The sequence below is a fragment of the Amycolatopsis thermoflava N1165 genome (assembly GCF_000473265.1).
In the GTDB taxonomy this organism is placed as follows: Bacteria; Actinomycetota; Actinomycetes; order Mycobacteriales; family Pseudonocardiaceae; genus Amycolatopsis_E; species Amycolatopsis_E thermoflava.
Window position 1 is genome coordinate 4,567,423 of sequence record NZ_KI421511.1, and the last position, 17,779, is coordinate 4,585,201.

The 17,779-nt window shown below is 72.7% G+C and carries 22 protein-coding genes; all 22 read right to left on the reverse strand.

Annotated features, from left to right (window positions below):
- Window positions 1-203: 203 nt before the first annotated feature.
- The 22 genes from AMYTH_RS47160 to AMYTH_RS0122575 all read right to left on the reverse strand — a co-directional run bounded on the left by AMYTH_RS47160 (window position 204) and on the right by AMYTH_RS0122575 (window position 17,765).
- Entirely contained in the window at window positions 204-989 is a 786-nt protein-coding gene (locus tag AMYTH_RS47160; protein ID WP_051362787.1) for a hypothetical protein, read from the reverse strand.
- Window positions 986-1,297 carry a hypothetical protein gene (locus tag AMYTH_RS0122475; protein WP_027932203.1) on the reverse strand — a complete coding sequence of 104 codons (312 nt, stop codon included), beginning with the start codon at window positions 1,295-1,297 and terminating at the stop codon, window positions 986-988. The genes AMYTH_RS47160 and AMYTH_RS0122475 overlap by 4 nt, the downstream gene beginning before the upstream one ends.
- A 64-nt stretch (window positions 1,298-1,361) precedes the next feature.
- Entirely contained in the window at window positions 1,362-1,907 is a 546-nt protein-coding gene (locus tag AMYTH_RS45545; RefSeq protein WP_228684912.1) for a hypothetical protein, read from the reverse strand.
- A 277-nt stretch (window positions 1,908-2,184) separates the two neighbouring features.
- Window positions 2,185-2,418, reverse strand: a complete 234-nt coding sequence (locus tag AMYTH_RS0122485; RefSeq protein WP_157360644.1) for a hypothetical protein — start codon at window positions 2,416-2,418, stop codon at window positions 2,185-2,187.
- A gap of 21 nt (window positions 2,419-2,439) precedes the next feature.
- Entirely contained in the window at window positions 2,440-2,931 is a 492-nt protein-coding gene (locus tag AMYTH_RS47165; protein ID WP_051362788.1) for a hypothetical protein, read from the reverse strand.
- Window positions 2,932-3,294: a hypothetical protein gene (locus AMYTH_RS47170; RefSeq protein ID WP_051362789.1), complete on the reverse strand. Its 363-nt coding sequence runs from the start codon at window positions 3,292-3,294 to the stop codon at window positions 2,932-2,934.
- Entirely contained in the window at window positions 3,291-4,025 is a 735-nt protein-coding gene (locus AMYTH_RS0122500; protein ID WP_027932205.1) for a restriction system modified-DNA reader domain-containing protein, read from the reverse strand. Before AMYTH_RS0122500 ends, AMYTH_RS47170 begins: the two co-directional genes overlap by 4 nt.
- An 83-nt stretch (window positions 4,026-4,108) precedes the next feature.
- Window positions 4,109-5,866 (reverse strand): VWA domain-containing protein, encoded by a 1,758-nt coding sequence (locus tag AMYTH_RS0122505; RefSeq protein WP_027932206.1) that lies wholly within the window; start codon window positions 5,864-5,866, stop codon window positions 4,109-4,111.
- Window positions 5,867-5,890: 24 nt separating this feature from the next.
- Complete coding sequence (locus tag AMYTH_RS0122510; protein WP_027932207.1) at window positions 5,891-7,039, reverse strand: AAA family ATPase; 1,149 nt, start codon at window positions 7,037-7,039, stop codon at window positions 5,891-5,893.
- A 33-nt stretch (window positions 7,040-7,072) separates the two neighbouring features.
- Window positions 7,073-7,561, reverse strand: a complete 489-nt coding sequence (locus AMYTH_RS49970; RefSeq protein WP_063630402.1) for a hypothetical protein — start codon at window positions 7,559-7,561, stop codon at window positions 7,073-7,075.
- Window positions 7,562-7,600: 39 nt separating this feature from the next.
- A complete protein-coding gene (locus AMYTH_RS49590) occupies window positions 7,601-7,747 on the reverse strand; it encodes a hypothetical protein (protein WP_167344557.1) in 147 nt (48 codons plus the stop codon).
- Between the two features lie 802 nt (window positions 7,748-8,549).
- On the reverse strand, window positions 8,550-11,120 hold the full coding sequence (locus AMYTH_RS0122525; protein ID WP_027932208.1) for a BTAD domain-containing putative transcriptional regulator: 2,571 nt from the start codon (window positions 11,118-11,120) through the stop codon (window positions 8,550-8,552).
- Window positions 11,120-11,536 (reverse strand): hypothetical protein, encoded by a 417-nt coding sequence (locus AMYTH_RS0122530; RefSeq protein WP_027932209.1) that lies wholly within the window; start codon window positions 11,534-11,536, stop codon window positions 11,120-11,122. The genes AMYTH_RS0122525 and AMYTH_RS0122530 overlap by 1 nt, the downstream gene beginning before the upstream one ends.
- Window positions 11,537-11,566: 30 nt before the next feature.
- Window positions 11,567-11,998, reverse strand: coding sequence for a pilus assembly protein TadG-related protein (locus AMYTH_RS0122535; protein WP_027932210.1), 432 nt, complete (start codon window positions 11,996-11,998; stop codon window positions 11,567-11,569).
- Window positions 11,995-12,465: a TadE/TadG family type IV pilus assembly protein gene (locus AMYTH_RS0122540; protein WP_027932211.1), complete on the reverse strand. Its 471-nt coding sequence runs from the start codon at window positions 12,463-12,465 to the stop codon at window positions 11,995-11,997. Before AMYTH_RS0122540 ends, AMYTH_RS0122535 begins: the two co-directional genes overlap by 4 nt.
- 14 nt (window positions 12,466-12,479) lie before the next feature.
- A complete protein-coding gene (locus tag AMYTH_RS0122545) occupies window positions 12,480-12,872 on the reverse strand; it encodes a TadE/TadG family type IV pilus assembly protein (protein ID WP_323807237.1) in 393 nt (130 codons plus the stop codon).
- A gap of 29 nt (window positions 12,873-12,901) precedes the next feature.
- Window positions 12,902-13,102, reverse strand: a complete 201-nt coding sequence (locus tag AMYTH_RS0122550; protein ID WP_027932213.1) for a hypothetical protein — start codon at window positions 13,100-13,102, stop codon at window positions 12,902-12,904.
- A 26-nt stretch (window positions 13,103-13,128) separates the two neighbouring features.
- On the reverse strand, window positions 13,129-14,022 hold the full coding sequence (locus AMYTH_RS0122555; protein ID WP_027932214.1) for a type II secretion system F family protein: 894 nt from the start codon (window positions 14,020-14,022) through the stop codon (window positions 13,129-13,131).
- A complete protein-coding gene (locus tag AMYTH_RS0122560) occupies window positions 14,019-14,927 on the reverse strand; it encodes a type II secretion system F family protein (RefSeq protein WP_037324019.1) in 909 nt (302 codons plus the stop codon). The genes AMYTH_RS0122555 and AMYTH_RS0122560 overlap by 4 nt, the downstream gene beginning before the upstream one ends.
- Window positions 14,924-16,294 (reverse strand): CpaF family protein, encoded by a 1,371-nt coding sequence (locus tag AMYTH_RS0122565; protein WP_027932216.1) that lies wholly within the window; start codon window positions 16,292-16,294, stop codon window positions 14,924-14,926. The genes AMYTH_RS0122560 and AMYTH_RS0122565 overlap by 4 nt, the downstream gene beginning before the upstream one ends.
- On the reverse strand, window positions 16,291-17,202 hold the full coding sequence (locus AMYTH_RS0122570) for a hypothetical protein (protein WP_027932217.1): 912 nt from the start codon (window positions 17,200-17,202) through the stop codon (window positions 16,291-16,293). Before AMYTH_RS0122570 ends, AMYTH_RS0122565 begins: the two co-directional genes overlap by 4 nt.
- Window positions 17,202-17,765, reverse strand: a complete 564-nt coding sequence (locus tag AMYTH_RS0122575; protein ID WP_228684914.1) for an SAF domain-containing protein — start codon at window positions 17,763-17,765, stop codon at window positions 17,202-17,204. Before AMYTH_RS0122575 ends, AMYTH_RS0122570 begins: the two co-directional genes overlap by 1 nt.
- Window positions 17,766-17,779 lie beyond the last annotated feature (14 nt).

Below are 17,779 nucleotides of genomic sequence, written 5' to 3' on the forward strand. Positions count from 1 at the left end.
GGAGTCGAATTCGCCTGTTAAGACGGGTCATCCCGCGCAAGGTCCGCCGCATCAGCGCCAAGGCTGCCGCGCGAGGGTCAACGCCCCGAACCCGTTCAGCACCTGCTTCTCGCAGCCGTCGAGCAAACGGCGTTCACGGTCAGGGCCTGTGGCGAAGACGTTCATCAAACACGAGGACTTTCGAGCCATACACAGCGCCTTCGTCAACTGCTCATGCAGGGCGCCTTCTGGACGGGGGTGTGGAAGGTCCACTCGTCGCCGTCGATGGCGTAGTTGCCGTCCGGGTCGGGGTCGATGCGCCAGGGCAGGTACTTGTCCTGGACGCGCAGGTGCTGGTGCACGTGGACGAGGGTGCGGCCGTCGAGGTAGACCTGCGGGTAGTCGTCGGGGACGAGGTCGTGGTGGGTGGTGCAGAACGCGGCCACGGCTTCGGCGATCTCGGGCCGGAACACCGGGGTCAACGGCTGCCCGGGGCGGGTGCCGATCCGGGCGGGGAACGCGCTCGCCGCTGCGTTGGCGGGGTCACAGGTGACGAGGGTTTCCCCGGGGCGTGGCTCGCGGCGGGTGAGATCGCCCAGCACGGCCAGCTCGTGCGCGATTCGGGCGGCGGTGCGAGTCGGGGTGGACAGGAACCAGCGGCCGAGGTGGCCCAGCGGGTAGCGGCCGCCCTCGTCGGGTGGGATCTCGTGGCGCTGGTGGGCGGCCTCGCCGGTGAAGACGACGAGCAGGTCGTTCTCGAAGCGGGCCAGCGGATACCAGTCCGGGTCGGTCGGGTACACCAGGTTGAGCCACTCGCACAGCGCCTGCGCGACCTCGCGGCGCAGCCGGGGCTGCACCCACAGACCGTGGTGGCGGCGCGGTTCGATGAGGGCGGGGAAGCTGGCCTGGTGAGGCCGGGTACGGGCGGCGGGCACGTGTTCGATCCAGTGCTCGCCGGCGGCGAGGTCGATGTCCCCGGACGAGTCGGCGGTGGTGGTGAGGGTGTTCATCGGGTGTCTCCTTCGGCGGTCGGGCGGGTCCAGCGGTAGGCCACCGGGTCCCAGGTGGCGGTGGTGAGCAGGCGGTGGAGGTCGGGCAGGCCGGGGCCGAGCATCCAGCCGAACTCGGCGCATTCGGCTTCACCGGGCCACCGCCCGGTCCACACGTCCTGGGGGCAGCGGCAGGCCCCGTGGCCGAGGCGCTGCAGCCCGGTGGCCAGACAGCGGGCCACGTCGCAGCCCTCGCGGTGGGCTTGGCCGATTCCGGCGTGACAGTCCGGGCAGCGCTCCTCGAGCGGCGTCTGGTCGGGGTGAGTCATCTCGGCCTCCTTGTGGGTGTCGTGGTGGTTCTTGCAGGAATTCGGCCCACTGAGCTGGTCGGAGTCAGGTGGTGGTCAGCAGCGCGCGGGTGTGCGGGTCGGCCAGCACGGGGTGGGTGCGGCGGCGTTCGTCGTCGGCGAGGAGCACGCGCACGGCGAAGCGGGGCGGTCCGCCGTCGGGGTCGGTCCATCCGTAGAGAGCGGGTAGTCCGGTGAGGGCCTGTGCTGCCGCGTCGGCGGCGGGGTCGCCGTCGTGTAGGCCGAACACCTCGATCTCCAGCTCCACGGTGGTTTCGTGGGCGGTGATGGCATACCGCAGGTGTGGGGGGAGTTGCGCGCGGAGTTCGACGAGCTGAGCGGGTGCCGGTCCCGGCGGCGACGGTAGGGTGAGGTCGGCCAGGATGCGCAGCCCGAGCTGCGCGAGGTCGTGGCGGTGGGTCTCGCCCAGGAGCGGTCCGTAGCGGCGCCGCGTGGTGTCGGCGGCGTCGATCCCGATGTAGCCGCAGATGTCGCGACCGTGCGGGAACACCACCGGGGTCTCGCCCGGTCTGGGCGGGATGTACTCGCCCGCGCGCATCGCCCAGCGCTGGCCCTGCCGCGCTGTCCACACGGTGCCCGTGTCGAAGGCATGGGTGAAGTCGGTGCCGTGACTGGTGGGCCAGGTTCCACCGCCACGGTCGGCCTCGGTGGGTGACCTCGCCGGCCTGGCCGACCTCGGCGGCGTGCAGGAAGGAGTTCACGAGGTCGGTGAACTCGTCCGCGGAGCGGGCCCGCCAGATCCCGTCGACACTCTGGCAGGCGCAGGTGCCGAGGTGGATCGATCGATCCGATCCATTCGGCGTCGGGTCCGCGCCCGAGGTAGAAGTCGTGGGTGGTCGAGCGGCTCATCACACACCTCCGGTGGTGTAGGAAGTCCGGTTGCGCGGCGGCTGGTAAGGGTTCGAGCGGGTCGTGGCCGGGTCGAGTGGCAGGTTCGGCGCGGGACGGGCAGCAAGTTCGGTGTCCTGGTCGCGCTCGGCGGCGCGGTCGAGGAGGTAGGCCGCCACGATGACCGGGCTCCACGGTCCCGGCAGCAGCACCGCCAGCACCGCCCACAAGAGCATTTTCTTCTTGTCTCGCATGGGTTTCCTTCCGTAGTGGTGTCAGGGTTGGTGCCAGAGCACGCGGGCGTAGTCGGCGGGCGGATCGCCGGGTGAGCGGAACACTGGGAGCGCGACCGCTGGCGGTGCGGCGGGGTCGCGTACCCAGGCGGCGAGGTCGGGCGGGCCGCACCGCAGTGGCGGGCACGGGTCGTCGCGGTCGAGGCGGTGCCAGCGGGCGCCACCGCCCGCTGTCATGTGCACGCCGCCGCCGGGGCCGCCGAGGAAGGTGATGATCCAGTCGTTGCAGTGGCTGGTGTCCCAGTCCCACGGCCAGCCGTGGCGAGGCGAGTGACCCACCCCGACGCACTCGATCGGCCACATCATCAGCAATTTCCGCACCGCGTCGCGGTAGCGCGCCAGGCCGGGCGCGGTCAGGACGGCGCGGCCGTGGTCGTCCTTGAGCAGGTTGTCAGGATGGCAGGCGAACTGCAGGGACCCGATCCACTCCGCCCTCGGGCCCGCCCCGAGGTAGAAGTCCGTGCGCGTCACCATTCACTGCTCCCCCGTGCTGTGCCCGGCATCTGCCGGTGGTGTCGGTGGCGGCACGAGTACGGGTCCGCCGAGGGCGAGGGTGAGGCGGCAGCCCGCGGACTCGCGGGCGTGGACGTCCCAGAAGCCCCGGCACAGGGCCTGGCTGCCGGGCGGGTTACCGGTGTCGGGAAGTGTGGCGTGGCAGACGATCCAGCTGTCGCGGTCGAGTGCCTCCCGCACGAGCTGGTCGCGGTAGCCGGGCGGGAGGAACATCAGGTTGCCGGGCCGGAAGATGCAGGTCGCGCACTTGGTGGTCAGCAGGCGCGGGAGGCCGCTGTCGGCGTCGCGGACGTCGCCCTGCCGGGAGGGTGCGTCGCGGGTCATCGCTGCACGCTCCGGGGCGCGCTCGCGAGTTCGGCGCGAAGGTCGGCGAGGAGGCGGCCGTCGCGGGCGCGGCGCCACAGGTACCAGCCGTTGACCGTGGTCGGTGTGGCGAGCCGGGTCGCCAGCGCGGACACGGCGGTCGGGAACACCGGGGCGGGTTCGGTGCCGTGCAGCAGCGCGCCGCCGTGGCCCACGATCGCGGTGTGCCCGTTCCACACCAGCTCCTCGCCGGGCGCGAGCAGTCCGGCGTCGATCAGCTGGTCAAGCCCGTCGGGGTACGGTGGCGCGCCGACCGACGAGGTGAACAGCCGCCGCCCGATCGCGCGCTCGGCCTCGTCGGCGAGGGCCCGCATCCAGGCCACGAGCGTGGCGGCGAGGTGGTGTGGCCAGTGCGCGTCCATCGGGGGCAGCGTCAGCACGCTGTGCCAGCCGTAGGCGGTCGCGGTGAGGATCTCGACCTTGGCCTTGCCGGGGTCGTGGTGGGCGGGCGGGTGCAGCCGCACCGCGACGTCGCCCTGGTGCACGTCGGCGGAGGGCTGGGCGGGCAGCCACACCCCGGCCATCAGGTCGGTGGGGCGCGTGGACCAGGGCCGGCCGAGTCGGACGGTCGTGATGACGAGTGCCCACGCGTCGGTGGGGTTGCGCAGCGGCACCGTGTCCGGGGGTGCGGGCACGAGGGTGACGGCGTCGGGGGGCACGGTCGGGTCGGTCGGGTACGGGTCGGTGGTCATGGCTGGCGTGTCCTTTCCCTTGTGGTTGTGGGGGTTTGGTCCGGCGGCGGGAGGGTTGGTTGCCCCCGCCGCCGGGCGGTGGTTCAGCGTGTGGCGCGCAGGGCGGCGGTGGCGGCCTGTCCGATGGCGCGGGCGGTGGTGGTGGGGTCGGTGAGGGTGTGCACGGTGGCGCCACGCATGGGTTCGTTGAAGGGCGCGTCGGGCGCCAGCCACAGCAGCGCGCATCCGCTGGCGCGCAACCGGTCGAGCATCTTCTGACCCGGTTCCTTGGTGGTCTCTTCGAAGCAACCGTCGGAGACGATCACCAGCAGCCGGGCGGCGTCGGGGCGGGTGAGGTCGAGCGCGCCGTCGAGCGCGCTGATCGCGGTGTCGACGTGGTGCTCGCCGTCGTTGGTGTCGAACTCGGTCACGCGCGGCGCGGTGCTGCCGGGGCGGGTGATGGGGCGCACGTGGTAGCCGAAGATGACGGTGGCGGTGGTAGCGGGCACGGAGGTGTGGCGGGCGGCCTCGGCGAGGATCCACGCGGCGGAGGCCACGGGGCGGGCGAAGGCGCTCATGGACCCGGACACGTCGCAGGCGATCCCGATCCGCAGCGGTGGGGCGGGCACGGTCGCGCGGGTGGTGCGGGTGAACGGTTCGGCGGTGGGGATCGCGCCCGCCGCGCGTTGCGCGTCGGCGGTCATGGCGCCGCGCATGCGCAACCGTCCCGGCGGTAGGGCGGAGCGGGTTTTGGTGGGGGTGCGGTCGCGGGCTCCGGCGGTGGTCAGCGCGCGGGCGAGGTGCCGCGCGGCGGTGCGTTCGGACGCGGTGGGCGGCCGGGTGCCCCGGATGGTGGTGCCGGAGGTGGGGGGTGCGCCGGGGCCGTCGAACACGGCGCGCGCGTCGCGTTGGGCCTGATGGTGGGCGGCGTCCTCCCGCGCGGCGGCCTCCAGCGCCTCGGTGGTGGGGTCAGTGGGTGCGGGCTCGGCGGCCACGGCGTGGTCGATGGCCGCCACCGCGTCGGCGAGCGCTGTCGCCAGCGGCGACGGGGTGCCGCTGGTGCCGCCCTGCGCCGGTGCCGTGTTGCCGGGTTCGGGGGGTGGTTCATTTTGGTCGGTACCCAGGGCTTCGCACCAGCGGCGGCCGAGGTCGATCATCGTGTCGGTGTCGTCGTCGGCGGTGCGGTGGGCCTCGCGCCAGATCTCGCGCAGCGTGTCCAGGGTGCCGGCGTCGAGGATCCGGGTGATTTCGCGGCGCACGGTGGCGGTTTCGCGGCTGTTGAGGACTCCCCCGTCCACCCGGGCCAGCAGCAGCGCGGCGCAGCGTGCGGCGTCGGCGGTCGTCATCTGCGGCGCGGTCGCGGGGTCGTCGAGGTCGACCTTGAGATCGGCGAGTAGGAGGTTGGTGGCGCTGGCGCGCAACCAGTACCGGTCGCCCGGGCGGCGGCGCACCTGTGCCGCTTCGATGCGGGACTCCTCCAAGAGTTCCGCCGCCGCTGCCGCGCCGGGTGGCGCGTCGTCCGGGGCGCGCCACACCGAGTGTTTGGCGTGCGCGCATTCGTGGGTCAGCAGGCCCCACGCGGTGCGGTACCGCTTGCGGTCCCCGACCCGGTGCGGGGCGACGGTGGCGGGGTCGACACCGTCGTCGACGTGGACACCGTCGACCTCGATCGTGGCCGGGTCGTAGAAGAAGCACGCGGGGGCGCCGTGGCCCGCTCCGGGCGCGACGGTGACCACGATGTCGTCGCGGTCGGCGATCACGGGGACCTCGTCGCCGAACGCGGCGGACAGGGTCAGCCACCCGGGCGCGGCCGGGAACACGGCGGTCGGCGTGGCGGTGGCGGTGGCGACGTGGGTGCTCATGGCCTGTCCTTTCCGGACTGTCCGTTAGAACTGCGGGCCCAGTGACAGCGGGGCGACGTGGGGGCCGAACACGTTGCGCACCACGTCGGCGACCACGTCGCGGTCTTCCTCCGGTGCGATGCCGAGCAGGTTGCCAGCGGCGGCGGCGGTGCCGAGCACGTCGGCGATCCGGGTGAACGCGATCAGCTCACGCAGCTGCGGCGCCCACCCGATTTCGCCCTTGTGCTGCCGTGCGGCCAGGTTCCGCGCGACCCGCACCGCCTTCGGTTCGATCCCCAGCTGGGTGGCGAGGTCGTAGTCGGTGGACACGTGGATCTGCGCGGCGAACCGCGACGAGAGCGCGTCGGTGAGGACCGCGCCGTGCACGCCGGGGTTGTGCCCGGCCACGACATAGAACCCGGGCGCGGCGTCGACCACCTCGTTGCGGTGGGATTTGATGATGATCTGGCGGCGCCCGTCCATCGCGGGGTACACCACGGCCAGCACGGTCGGCGGGATGAGGGTGGCATCGTCGATGAACAGCGCCCGCCCCTCACGCATCGCGGTCACCAGCGGGCCGTAGGCGAACTCGTAGCGCCCCTCCGGGGTTTGCGTGTAGGAGCCCACGAAATCGTCGGTGACGGTGTCACTGTCGCCCTGCACCGTGATCAGATCGTCGAACGCGGCCTCCACCACCGACGTTTTCCCGGTCCCGGGTGGGCCGTACATGAGCGCGGACACCCCAGCGGCGCGCAACCGCCGCAGCGCGGTGACATCGGACAGTCCGGACAGCTTGCGCGGGTGGTACATCTGCCCGTTCGGGCGCCGGACCGGGGTGGTCACCATCGCGGCCGGACCGGGTGGCGCCGACACGGTGGCCGCCGTGGTGGCGCGCGGGGTGATGGTGACGGCTTTCGCGGCGGCGGCGGTTTTCCCGGTCGCGCGGTAGGTGACCGGGTTCATGCCGACCTGCTCGGCTTCCCCGCGCGCGGCCAACGTCGCCAGCGCGTTGCCCACCGCGCCCGATGACCGTTTCAGGGCCTGCGCAATCGTGGACGGGGTGAACGCGGCGGTAGGGTTGTGGGCGAGGTGTTCGGCCACCATGCGGCGCAATTCGCCGTTGCGCAGCCGGGTTGCCGCGCCGGGGGCGGTGGGTGTGTCGCCCCGGTCGGACGTTGTGGCGGGCGTGCTCATCGGGTGTCCCTTTCAGACGGTCGCGGTCACGGACTAGAGGTTTTCGCCCCATTCGGCGTGCCGCCGATGGAAGTTGAGGTCGGCGCCGCTGCCGCACGGACACGGCGCGAACGCGTCGCGGTCCCACTGCTGGCGGGTGACGGTCAGCGGTCGCGAGCAGCCGCCGCATTCCACGGTTCCCGTGTCGGGCCCGCCGGGGGTGGCGGCGGTGGTGGACAGCCATTCGACGGCGTCGAATTCGCTGGCCGCGTGGTAGTGCGTGCCGTCGGCGGCCACGATGCGCCAGTGCTCACCGCGCACCCGGTCGGCCGGGTAGTAGGTTCCGGCGAGCGTTCCGTCGGGGCGGGTGACCGCGCCGTACAACGTTTGTTGCGCGTCGGCGGGGTCGATGACCACGCACACGACCGCGCAGCCATTTGCGGTGAAGTGGTCGACAGTGATCTCGGGCAGCGGCGCGGGGGCGGCCATCGGGTCGATGGGGTGCACCGCCGGGGTTCGCGGGCTGGTGGTGTCGCGGTTCACGGCGTGGCCCCTTTCCGGTGTCGGGCGCGGGCGGGCGGTTCAGCTGTAGGCGAATTCGGTGTCGTCGTGGTGCGCGTCGGTGGCGGCTGCGGCGGCGTCGTGGCTGGCGTGTTCTTCGGTCCATCCGCAGTAGCAAAACGCGGTGGCGGTTCCGTCGGCGTGGGTCGTGACATCGGTGTAGCACATAACGGTCCCCATTCGTGAATTCGCTGGTTCCGGTTTTCCGGGATTCCCGGTGACAGAACAAACGTAACTCGATCCCGGGTGGCTGCGCAATAGGTTTCCCGCGTCAATTTCGGCGAATTTCGGTGATTCTGATAGGGCGCCAGCGTCGGTTTCCTGCAGGCATTTGCGCAGGCCAGAGCGGTTCGAGTCGCGATTGAATAGGGAACGGAAAGCCGGCCGCAAACAAAGAAACCGCGGGCAAGAATTGTCCAGAGGAAATATGTGAGCAAGTAAGTGACGGATGGGGTGAGCGGAGTGCAGTTGTCCACAGCCGACAACAAGGGTGTCCACGGGCGACACCGCCGCCGGGCCTGATGTGCTTACCCGCTTGGTGTCAAGCGAGTCTGGGATACCGGTGGATCCCCTGTCACCCGTGGTGACCTGCGACAAGGCTTGACACGAGGGGATCCGGCTTAGCCGGATACCGGAGGGCGAGGCGGATCGGCCGGGCCGACGGCCCCCCGGTTGGCCGTCACGCTCGGCATCGCCTCGCCCTGCGACTTTGGCACCGAGTGGTCGCGTGCGGGCGTGGCCACCACTGCGACAGGGACAACGAGACAGGTACGCACGGCACTCGACGCGAAGCAGTGATAGAATTGCCGCGGAATGCAGGGGCGCGCTCACAGAGTTCTTCTTTTTCGAGGTCGGCGATGCTATTACCGCGGTCGACGCTAGCATCCAAACGGGCGTGATCGGGGCGGGAAATCGAGGCATTTCGCGGCTCCGCACAAATGCCTTTGACTCTGGCGAGTGGCGGTGTGGTTCATTCATTCGCCGGGGCGCGAGACGGGCCGTCGAGGGGGATTCCGGTGTGGCGGGCGCGGAGTCGCTGGGCGAGGTCGATGGTGTCCGGGGTGGGTTCGTTGTCGATTTCGGCGAGGCGGATGCGCAGGAGCGTGAGAGTGCGGGAGATGGCGTCGTGCCGGCCGAGTTTGTGTTGCAGGCGCATGATGTCGCGGTAGAGCAACTCGTTGTGCGGATCGAAGGCGCGCGCGGTTTCCAGCAGATCCAGGGTGTAGTCGGGGTCGGTGTCCACGCGGGCGCGGGCGAGCGCGGCCACGGCGTCGAGGGCGTTGCGGCGGGTCGCTTCCCGTGCGGCGGCAAGCCATTCGGCTGTCAGGCCCTCGGCCAGGAAGCCGCCGTAGTGCGCGACGATGGCCTCGTAGGCGTGGATGCGCTGCTCAGGGGTGGTGGCGGTGCGGCGCCGGGTGACCGCGTCGGCGAAGGCCCAGTAGTCCACCTGCACGATGGCCGGGTCGAGCCGGTAGTGGCCGTGCTCGGCCAGCACCAGCTCGCCGACGGCGCCGTGGGTGGCGGTGTCGAGGGCGCGGCGGATCCGGGACAGGATGGTGCGCAGCACGCTGGCGGGGTTGCGGGGCGGTCGATGGGACCACAGGGCGTCGATGATGGCCTCCCGCGACGCGCCGCCGGGGTGCACGGCCAGAAACACCAGCAGTTCCGTGAGCCGGCTGCTCAGTTCCGCGGACAGGTCCTGCAAATGTGTGGGCTCGGGCCGCCAGCGCAGGGTCGGGATGCCGAACACGGTCAGCATCAGCGCTGCCGTCACGTTCTCCGGGTGGGCGGCCGCGGCCGGCGGGGGCTCAGGAGCTCCCTCCTCTGGTGGCGGCTGTGCTGGTGGTTCGGCGGTGATTTCCAGGTGATCGGAATCGTGGTTGAGGCTGCTGTCCTCCGGTGGTGCTTGGGCGGTGCGCAGGAAGGTCAGCAGGTCGCGGGTGGCGGTCTCGGGCAGGGTGAAGGCCCTGGTACCGCGCAGGGGTTCGCCGAGGCCGGGGTCGGTGGCGGAGATGACGCCCACGGCGGTGACGTAGGCGGTCACGCCAGGGCGCCATTGGCCGAGCAGCAGCGCGGTCAGCCGGTGCTGAGCGTGGTCGTCGAGCAGGCGCTGCAGCCGCTCCTGCCGCCCCGGCTCGGTCGGCGGCGTGGCAACGAGGGTGCACCCGCGCGGCGTGTTGTCGGATTCCAGGGCGGCCAGGGCCGTGTCCAGGTCGGATACGACGGTGACCGTGTCCGGCAGGTCCGCGGGAGGCACCGGGACGCCGAGCAGCCGGTTGAGGTCGGCGGCGGGCACGAGCACCGCCGGCGCGGGACCGTCGTCGCGTCGGGCGGTGAGGAGGGTGAGCAGCAAGGCACGAGCTGCGGCGTAGGCGCCGGATCCGACGAGTCCGAGCCCGTGAACGCGGGCCAGATCGAGGGCAACCTGGGTCCCCTCTCCCTGCAAGGGAACGTCGAGGCCGATGTCGACCACCGACGGCGAGTCCACCGGCCCGGCGCCGCTCACCACCCGCACCCCGCGGTCGGTTGGAGCCGCCGGTTCGGCGGGTTCGGTGTCCAGTTCGGTGTCCTCGGCTTGCTGGGCGCGCAGGTGAGCCAGGCGCAGCTGATAGACCACGGGCGCGACGGGCAGTTGGTCGCGGCGGCCGCTGCCGGGCCTGTAGCGCGCGTTGTGGCGGCGGCGCGCAAGCACCAGCAGCGCGCTGACCGCCGCGGCCAAGCCCAGGCTGACGAAGATCTCGCCACTGCCCCACGTCGCGTCGTCGGCCGGCTTGCCCGGACTCCCGGAGTCGACGTTGGGCGTGGTGCGCGGGACGGGACTCGCGAGTGGAGTCGGCGGCGCTGGTGTGCTGGCGGCGCTTTCCGACGGAGCGGGCGGATTGCTCTGGGGCAGGCGGAGGAGGTCGCCGGGGTGGATGAGGTTGGGGTTGGCCAGGAGCCGCCCGCCGGGCTGGGTACTGCCCTGGTTGAGGCTCCAGATCTCCGGCCACCTGTTCCCGTCGCCCAGGCAGCGTTGCGCGATCCGCCACAGCGAGTCGTGGACCCCGGCCTCGGGTGCCCTAACTCGCTCCGTCACGGGCTCGGGCACTGGCTGATGGGCGGCCGCAGCGACGACCGGCGTGTGCCCGGCGGGCGTGGGTGCGGCAGTGGCGGTGCGGCCGAGGACCGCGATCAGCAGCGCGCCGACGAGCACGGCGGCGACGCGCCGCACGGGCCCGCTCTGTATCCGCAGGTCCGGCCACCGTGCGCCGCGGGCGATGTCGAGGGTGCAGGAAGCGACGTCGAGGACGAACATCAGCCACAGCAACCAGGCCAGGCAGGCGATCGCATCGAGCAGGAACTTGCTCGTCATCGGCGCCATCAACACGCTGCCGATCTCGTCCAGGCTCGGCAGGTGGTCCGGCAGCGGCCATCCCACGCCGTGGATCAGCGCCCACGGAAGCCCGGCCACCAGCGCGGCCAGCAGCACCGCGGCGAGCAGCCCACGCACCGCCCGGCCCAGCAGCCGCGCGATCCCGATGCCGCCGACCGGCGTGTTCATCAGGTGCTCGCCGCGCCGACCGCGACCGCTGTGGAGTCCGGCGCGGCCGGTGTCACCGTGCGCGCGGCCACTGTGCTGGTGGGTTGCTGGGGTTCCTTGCCGCTGGCGGGTTTCTGCTTCGCAGCGGGGCGTTTCCGTTTGCCGCCGCGGTGGGGTTTGGCCGCGTGGTCGCGCCAGCGCGCCAGGTCGGCGACGGGGATGTCGGTGACCTGGGACAACTCGGCCACGTCGATGACGTCGCCGGCCGCGGTGAGCGTGTCGCCGAGTTCGCGTTCGAGCTCGGCGAGTTGGCCGGCGAGTTCGGCGTGCCGACGGGCGAGCTGGCCGACGGTGGTCGCGGCGTGCGCGCGACGGACACTGCGCGCGGAATCAGTTTCCCGGAGGCGGCGGGTGATTTCGTCTTCGGACGTGACCATGCGGCTTTCCTTCCTTGTCGGTGCCGGGTTTCAGGGCTCGATACCGGTGACTCCGCGCTGGGGGTGTGCGGCGCCGCGGCCGTGGGTGTGGATGTCGGTGATGCCGATCAGCGAGAGCAGTTGGGGCCGATAGGTGTCGGTGACCTCGACCGTGACCGTGTCCCCGGCCACCTGGACCGTGCCGGTCGCGCCGACACCGGCCAGGTACCGCTGCGCCAGGTCACGCGCTCGCGCGGGGTCGAGCCGGGGGGTGCCGTCGGCGCGGTAGGCGGCGAGGTCGAGGGCTTGCGCGCCGGCCCGCGCCGCGGACTCAGCGTGACCGCCCACGCGGACCTTGCTCGCCAGCGCGAGCCCGCCGTCCAGACTCAGACCGGCCAGGGCAAGCAGCCCGATCAGCAGCGCGAGCACGAAGGCGGTCACTCGCCCGTGCTCGGCACGCCACCAGAAACTTGGGCCGGTCATGGCGTCGCTCCGGCAGCGGGTTGTGATCGGTAGGTGTCGACGACCTCGCTGGCGCTCGATTCGAGGGTTTTCCCGCCGGGCACGCCCAGCAGCAGCGCCTGCCCGAAGTCCACGGTGCACCGAACGTGGACGGTGACCGCCTCGCCCGGGGTCAGGGCTCCGGACAGAGTGGTGGCGACGTCGCGGCAGACCAGGCCGGCCTGGGCGAGTGCGGCGCTGGCGGTGTCGCGGGCGGCGGTGGTGGCGGCCGTGGTGCTGCGTTGCAGGGTGGCTGCGCGGGCGGCTTGGTGGGCGGCGTCGTCGAGGCGCAGCCGGGCGTCGACGCCGCGGTGCACAACCACGGCCACGAACACCAGCAGCATGACCAGTACCGGCGCGACCAGCACGGCCTCGGCTGTCACCGAGCCGCGTTCGGCCGCCCACCAGCGCCGCCACGTGATCGCGGAGGCTGAACTCGGTCGGGTCAATGGGTTTCCTCCCCTCACGAGCCTCGGGCTGCGGTGAGGTCGGGCAGGAAGCGTTCGACCTCACCGTAGGCTTCGGCGTGCACGTGCAGATGCACGCCGGGCAGCACCGCCGCGGCCTGGCCGCGGATGCTCACCGACACCGTGGCCGCGCTGCGGGAGACCGCGAGTTGCGGCTCACGTAGGGGCCCGGCGGCGAGGTCGTCGAGCAGGCGCTGCCCGGCGGCCTGGCCGGCGCCGGCGGTGCCGTTCTGGGTGCGCGCGGCGGCCAGGGCTTGGGACGCGGCGGCCTGGGCGACGTGGGTGGCGTGGGACCACAGGGCGAACTGGACGATCGCCAGCAGTGCCAGCAACAGCAGCGGGGTGGCCAGCACCAGCTCGACCGTGACCTCACCCCGGTCTCCGCGCATCGCCCGCCGAACCCTCCCGGCCGGCATGCTCAGCTGCCGAGGCCGAGATCGATCGAGTTCGCCTTCTGCGTCAGTTTCGCCACGATGATGGCGATGATCGCGATCGCGGCGATCGCCATCAGGGCGGTGACGATGACCGTGGTGGTGATCTCGCCGCGTTCCGGTTCGCCCCGCAGCAGCGCGAGCCGCGCGGCCATCAGCTCCCAGACGATGCGGATGTGGTTCACCATCGTGTGCCTTCTTTCCTTTGCAGAGTTCACAGTCCATTGAGGACTTGAATGACGGCGGGGTAGGCGATGAATCCGAGGAAGCCGAGAAACAGCAGCGCCACCGGCATGGCCATGCGTTCGGTGGCGGCTTGGGCATCAGCTTCGGCGTCAGTGACCTGGTGGGTGCGAAGTGCTTGGGCTTTCGCGGCCAGGGACGCGCGGACGCGGGCTCCTTCGGTGCCGGCCAGGGAGATCGAGGCGGCCAGTTCGGACAGTTCGGTGATGTCGAGTTCCTCGCCGAGCCGGCGCAGGGTCGCCCAGGGGGTGGTGCGGGTCAGCTGGGCGGCGTTCAGGGCGCGGCGGATCTGGTCGAACGCCGGGCCGCGCCCGACGGCAGCGGCGTCGCCGAGGGCGGACTCGATCCCGGCGCCGCCGGCGAGGGTGATCCACACCAGGTCGAGGAAGGCGGACAGGGCGTCGCGGAATTCGCGCCGCAGCCGCGTGGCCTTGGTCCGCACGTCGAGGTTGGGCATGAGGAACCCGAGCGCGGCGAGCACGAGCCCAGCCAGCAACGGCACCTCCAGGCCCAGGGACAGCCCGCCCAGGGCCAGCAGCGCCTGCAACAGCCACGGCGCGAGCAGTCCGCTCAGCGCGAGGAGGGCTTTCGACGCGAGGTGCGTGTCGACGCCGCGTCCGGTGACCCGCAGATCGTTCTCGATCCTGGCGCCGGGCAAGCCGAGCGCGCGCAAGGTCGGCACGAACACCCGTCCCCATCTGGCGACCCAGGCGGCGTCGGCAACGGCCACGATCGGCGGTGCGGCCGGCGGCGAGTTGATGTGCGCGAGGCGGGCGCCCAGCGCGGGCCGGGGTGGCAGCGCCCAGATCAGCAGGAGCCACAGGCCGGCCCCGGCCCCGGCACCGAACACGAGCGCGGGGATCATGCGCCCTCACCTCCGCCAGCGATCGCCACGCCCTCACCCGACGGTGGGCGCGGGGTGTCGAGCGCGAGCACGCGGGCTTGGCCGCCGCTGGTGGTGATGCGCGCCAGCCAGGCGAATCCGGCGGCGAAAACGCCGCCGAGCAGGAGCAGCACGACCTGGCCGGTGGCGGAGTTGTAGACGTCGAGGTAGGCGCGGTTGAACAGCACGACCCCGGCGGCGAAGGCGAGGGTGGTGGCGACGATGACCCGGACCGAGGTGCGGGTCCGGGCTCGCCCGGTTTCCACGCGCATCCGCATCGCGGCCTGCTCGTGGGCGGTGGTGGCCAGCGAGCCGAGCAGGTCGCCGAGCTGGCGGGCCTGGTGCTCCGCGGCCAGGACCAGCGCGGCGAGCACCAGGTCCGCGGTCGCGTCGTCCAGCTCGCGCGCCAGTCCCCGCAGCGCGGGCGCGAGGCGCTGCCCGCTTTCCAGCCTCGCCGCGAGGCCAGTGATCTCTCGGCGAATCGCCGCCGGCGCGAGCGGCGCGGTGGCGAGGATGGCTTGCTCGAGCCCCGCCGCCGCGGACAGCACGTCGCGCAGCATCTCCGTCCACGACGCGATCGCCTCGATCCGCGCGACCCGCCGGGTGTGGGCGCGGTCCGGCCCGACGAGCCGGGGCAGGAACCACACCCCCGCCGCCGCCAGGACGCCACCGGCCAGCCACCCGGTCACGGCAGCGGTCAGCAGCCCCGCACCGACCGCCACGGCTAGCCGCACCTGCACCTTTCGGTCTTTGCCACTCCCCTGCGCGGCACGGACCACGCTGCGACGCGGCGGCGTTGCGCGCCAACCGACGAGGATGAGCAGGATCCCGGCCGCGGCGCCCAGGCCGAGCGCGGCGGCCACGAGGACCTGGGTGTCGAGCGTCATGGCGTCCACCACCCCTCCGGCTGGGCCAGCAGGTCCGGGTCGAACCCGGCCGCGACCAGGTCGTCGAGGGTGTCCGCGCGCAACGCGCCGGGCACCGGCACCGCGCGCCGGTGGGGGCCGCGGCGGTAGACCTCGTTGGAGATCACCGAGCCGGCCTCGGCGTCGACCACCTCTCGGATCGAGGCGATCACCCGCGTGGTGCGGTCGGCGGCGCGATCGAGGTGCACCACGAAGTGCACCGCGCTCGCCACCAGCAGGGCGGTGGCCTCCAGCGGCAGCCGCTCCGGGCCCTGTGCCGCGTAGGAGGCCAGCCGGGTGAAGGCGATCTTCGAGCTGGAGGCGTGCAGGGTCGCCATGGAGCCGTCGTTGCCCTGGGACATGGCGTTGCACATCGGGATGACCTCAGGCCCGCGGATCTCGCCCACGATCACCCGGTCCGGGCTCATCCGCAGGGCCCACCGCACCAGCTCGGCCTGATCGATCGCGCCCTCGCCTTCCACGTTGGGCTCGCGGGCCTGCAAGGCGGTGACGTCGGCGTGCAGCTCCGGGTCGAGGCCCAGACCGAGTTCGAAGGCGTCCTCGACGGTGACGAGGCGTTCCATCGGGTCCATCTCCGACGCGAGGGCCCGCAGCAGCGTGGTCTTCCCGGCCCCGGTGCCGCCGGTGATCAGCACGTTCTTGCGGGCCCGCACCACCGCGCGCAGGAACCGCTCCAGCCCCACATCGAGCGTGCCGCGGCGGCGCAACTGCGCGAGGGTCGCGGTGAGGTAGCCGTGCCGGCGGATCGTGCACGCCGTCACCCCGCCCGCCGTCAGGCCCAGCACCGCGAACAGGCGTTCCCCGCCGGGCAGTTGCAGGTTCAGCGCGGGCGAGCCGCGGTCGAACCGGCGCTCCTCCGACGACGCGCGCGCCGCCAGCGTGCGGATCAGATCGGTGAGCTCCTCATTGGACCCCGCCACCGGGGCGACCCGCGCGCGGCGGCCGTCGTTGTACTGGACGAATACCTGGTCGTAGCGGTTGACCGCGATCGTCTCCACCGTCGGATCGGCCAGCAGGGGCTGCAGACCACCGAGGCCGAACACCTCGTCCAGCACCTGCTCGACGACCCGCTCCTCAGCGTCGGAATCCACCAACGTGCGGCCGGCGAGCAGCTCGGCCTCGCTGTGCGCGGCGATCGCGGCGTCGAGGACCTCCCGACCGAGCTCGCGGCGCCGCTGCACACCCGACCCGCCGGTGCCCTCGGCCTCGACCCGGCCGGGAAGGTCCGTGGTCAGTGCCTGCCGGAGCCGAGCCCGCAGCCGCTGCTCGGCATCGTCCGGGCCGTCGGCGAGCGGGGCCACGAGATGCAGGTGATCGATGTGGGTCATGCGGATGGTTCCTTCCCCGGCTGGTGTCCGTTCCGCGGCGGCTCGCCGACCTGCGGTGCCGGCACTGGCCGCAACCGGTAGAGGCCGGGCCCGGGCGGGCGGATGACCGCCCCGCCGGGCAAACGCACCTGCTGCGCGGGCACGCCCGGCACCACAGCCAGCCCGGGCGGCGCCACCGGAGCCGGTGTCGGGGGCGGAGTGGCCAGCGCGCGGGCGAGCGCGGCAGCGGCGCGCGCAAGACCACTACCGCGGCGGCGAGCCGGTGACTGGTGGCCGGCCAGCGCCGCCGCGGCGGCCGGGTCGTGCGGGATCCGGCCGATCGCCGGCACACCCAGCTCCCGTTCGACGTCGCTGGTCGGGTAGCCCTGCCCGGTCAGCAGCAGCCCCGGCCGCGCGGTCCAGCGGGCCAGCTCGCTCAGGCGGGCGGCGGCGTGCGCGAGAGCGTCCGCATGGGTGCCGGTGAGCAGCACCAGCGCGTCCGCGCGGCGCGCGAGCGCCTCGGCCGGTGAGCCCGGGTCCAGACGCCCGCAGTCGGCCAGCACCACGACACCGGGCTCGCGGGCGGTCGCCTCGAGCAGCGGCCCGTCCGGCGCACTCGCCAGCGTGGTGAGCGCGGCCCGGGCGTGCGCCCCTCCCGGCGGGGCGAGCAACACCCGAGCACCTCCCGTCAGAGCCTGGGTGTGCTCCCACACCAGCCCGGGCTCACCCCGGCGGCGCGCGGCGGCGGCCAGGCTGACCAGGCCCGGCGTTGCGGGTAGGCCGAACCGCATCGCCAGATCACCCCCGCTCGGGTCCACCTCCGCCACCAGGCGACGCTGCGGCGTGGTGTCGGGCCACTGCGCGGCCAGCGCCACCGCCGTCGTGGTCACTCCGGGCGAGCCCTTGAGGCTCATCAGCGCGACGAGCATCAGCGACCACCGCCCGCGGGCTGCATGACCAGCGCGAGCTGCCCGGCCGGCACTTGCGCCAGCTCGGTCGCCGCCGTGGACTCCAGCTCCAGCGACACCACCGTGGCCTGATCGGTGCCCGCCGGTGCGACCCCGATGACCGTCGCTTGCCACGGCACGCCAGCCGTGCTGGATGTCGCCGTGCCGGCTGCGGTGTCGGCGATGACAACGACCGTCACCCGGGTCCCGGCGGCCAGTTCCGGCGGGAACTGGCCCGGCTTCACCGCGACCGCCGCCACCGCCCGCCCCGCTCCGGGGACCACGGCGGCGCCGAGGCTGTCCGGAGTCAGCAACGCCCCGGGCCCGAGGCTGGTCGCCATCGGACGGCCCAGCACGGCCGACACGTGACCGGCGGGCACGGTGGCCAAGCCCGGCGCCACGGCCACGTCGACGCTGCGCAGATCCGCGGCGGTCAGCACCTGGCCGACGCCGACCGGTCGCGCCACCACCAGCACCGCGACCCGGTCCTGGCTGCCGGTGGTCCACCACACCGCGCCCCCGACGCAGCACACCACCAGCAGCACACCGAACAGCAGAT

Coding starts and splice junctions, on each gene's coding strand:
- AMYTH_RS47160 (WP_051362787.1), bottom strand. CDS start 989: ATGAACACCCTCACCACCACCGCCGACTCGTCCGGGGACATCGACCTC.
- AMYTH_RS0122475 (WP_027932203.1), bottom strand. CDS start 1,297: ATGACTCACCCCGACCAGACGCCGCTCGAGGAGCGCTGCCCGGACTGT.
- AMYTH_RS0122485 (WP_157360644.1), bottom strand. CDS start 2,418: ATGCGAGACAAGAAGAAAATGCTCTTGTGGGCGGTGCTGGCGGTGCTG.
- AMYTH_RS47165 (WP_051362788.1), bottom strand. CDS start 2,931: ATGGTGACGCGCACGGACTTCTACCTCGGGGCGGGCCCGAGGGCGGAG.
- AMYTH_RS47170 (WP_051362789.1), bottom strand. CDS start 3,294: ATGACCCGCGACGCACCCTCCCGGCAGGGCGACGTCCGCGACGCCGAC.
- AMYTH_RS0122500 (WP_027932205.1), bottom strand. CDS start 4,025: ATGACCACCGACCCGTACCCGACCGACCCGACCGTGCCCCCCGACGCC.
- AMYTH_RS0122505 (WP_027932206.1), bottom strand. CDS start 5,866: ATGAGCACCCACGTCGCCACCGCCACCGCCACGCCGACCGCCGTGTTC.
- AMYTH_RS0122510 (WP_027932207.1), bottom strand. CDS start 7,039: ATGAGCACGCCCGCCACAACGTCCGACCGGGGCGACACACCCACCGCC.
- AMYTH_RS49590 (WP_167344557.1), bottom strand. CDS start 7,747: ATGTGCTACACCGATGTCACGACCCACGCCGACGGAACCGCCACCGCG.
- AMYTH_RS0122525 (WP_027932208.1), bottom strand. CDS start 11,120: ATGAACACGCCGGTCGGCGGCATCGGGATCGCGCGGCTGCTGGGCCGG.
- AMYTH_RS0122530 (WP_027932209.1), bottom strand. CDS start 11,536: ATGGTCACGTCCGAAGACGAAATCACCCGCCGCCTCCGGGAAACTGAT.
- AMYTH_RS0122535 (WP_027932210.1), bottom strand. CDS start 11,998: ATGACCGGCCCAAGTTTCTGGTGGCGTGCCGAGCACGGGCGAGTGACC.
- AMYTH_RS0122545 (WP_323807237.1), bottom strand. CDS start 12,872: ATGCGCGGAGACCGGGGTGAGGTCACGGTCGAGCTGGTGCTGGCCACC.
- AMYTH_RS0122550 (WP_027932213.1), bottom strand. CDS start 13,102: ATGGTGAACCACATCCGCATCGTCTGGGAGCTGATGGCCGCGCGGCTC.
- AMYTH_RS0122555 (WP_027932214.1), bottom strand. CDS start 14,022: ATGATCCCCGCGCTCGTGTTCGGTGCCGGGGCCGGGGCCGGCCTGTGG.
- AMYTH_RS0122560 (WP_037324019.1), bottom strand. CDS start 14,927: ATGACGCTCGACACCCAGGTCCTCGTGGCCGCCGCGCTCGGCCTGGGC.
- AMYTH_RS0122565 (WP_027932216.1), bottom strand. CDS start 16,294: ATGACCCACATCGATCACCTGCATCTCGTGGCCCCGCTCGCCGACGGC.
- AMYTH_RS0122570 (WP_027932217.1), bottom strand. CDS start 17,202: ATGCTCGTCGCGCTGATGAGCCTCAAGGGCTCGCCCGGAGTGACCACG.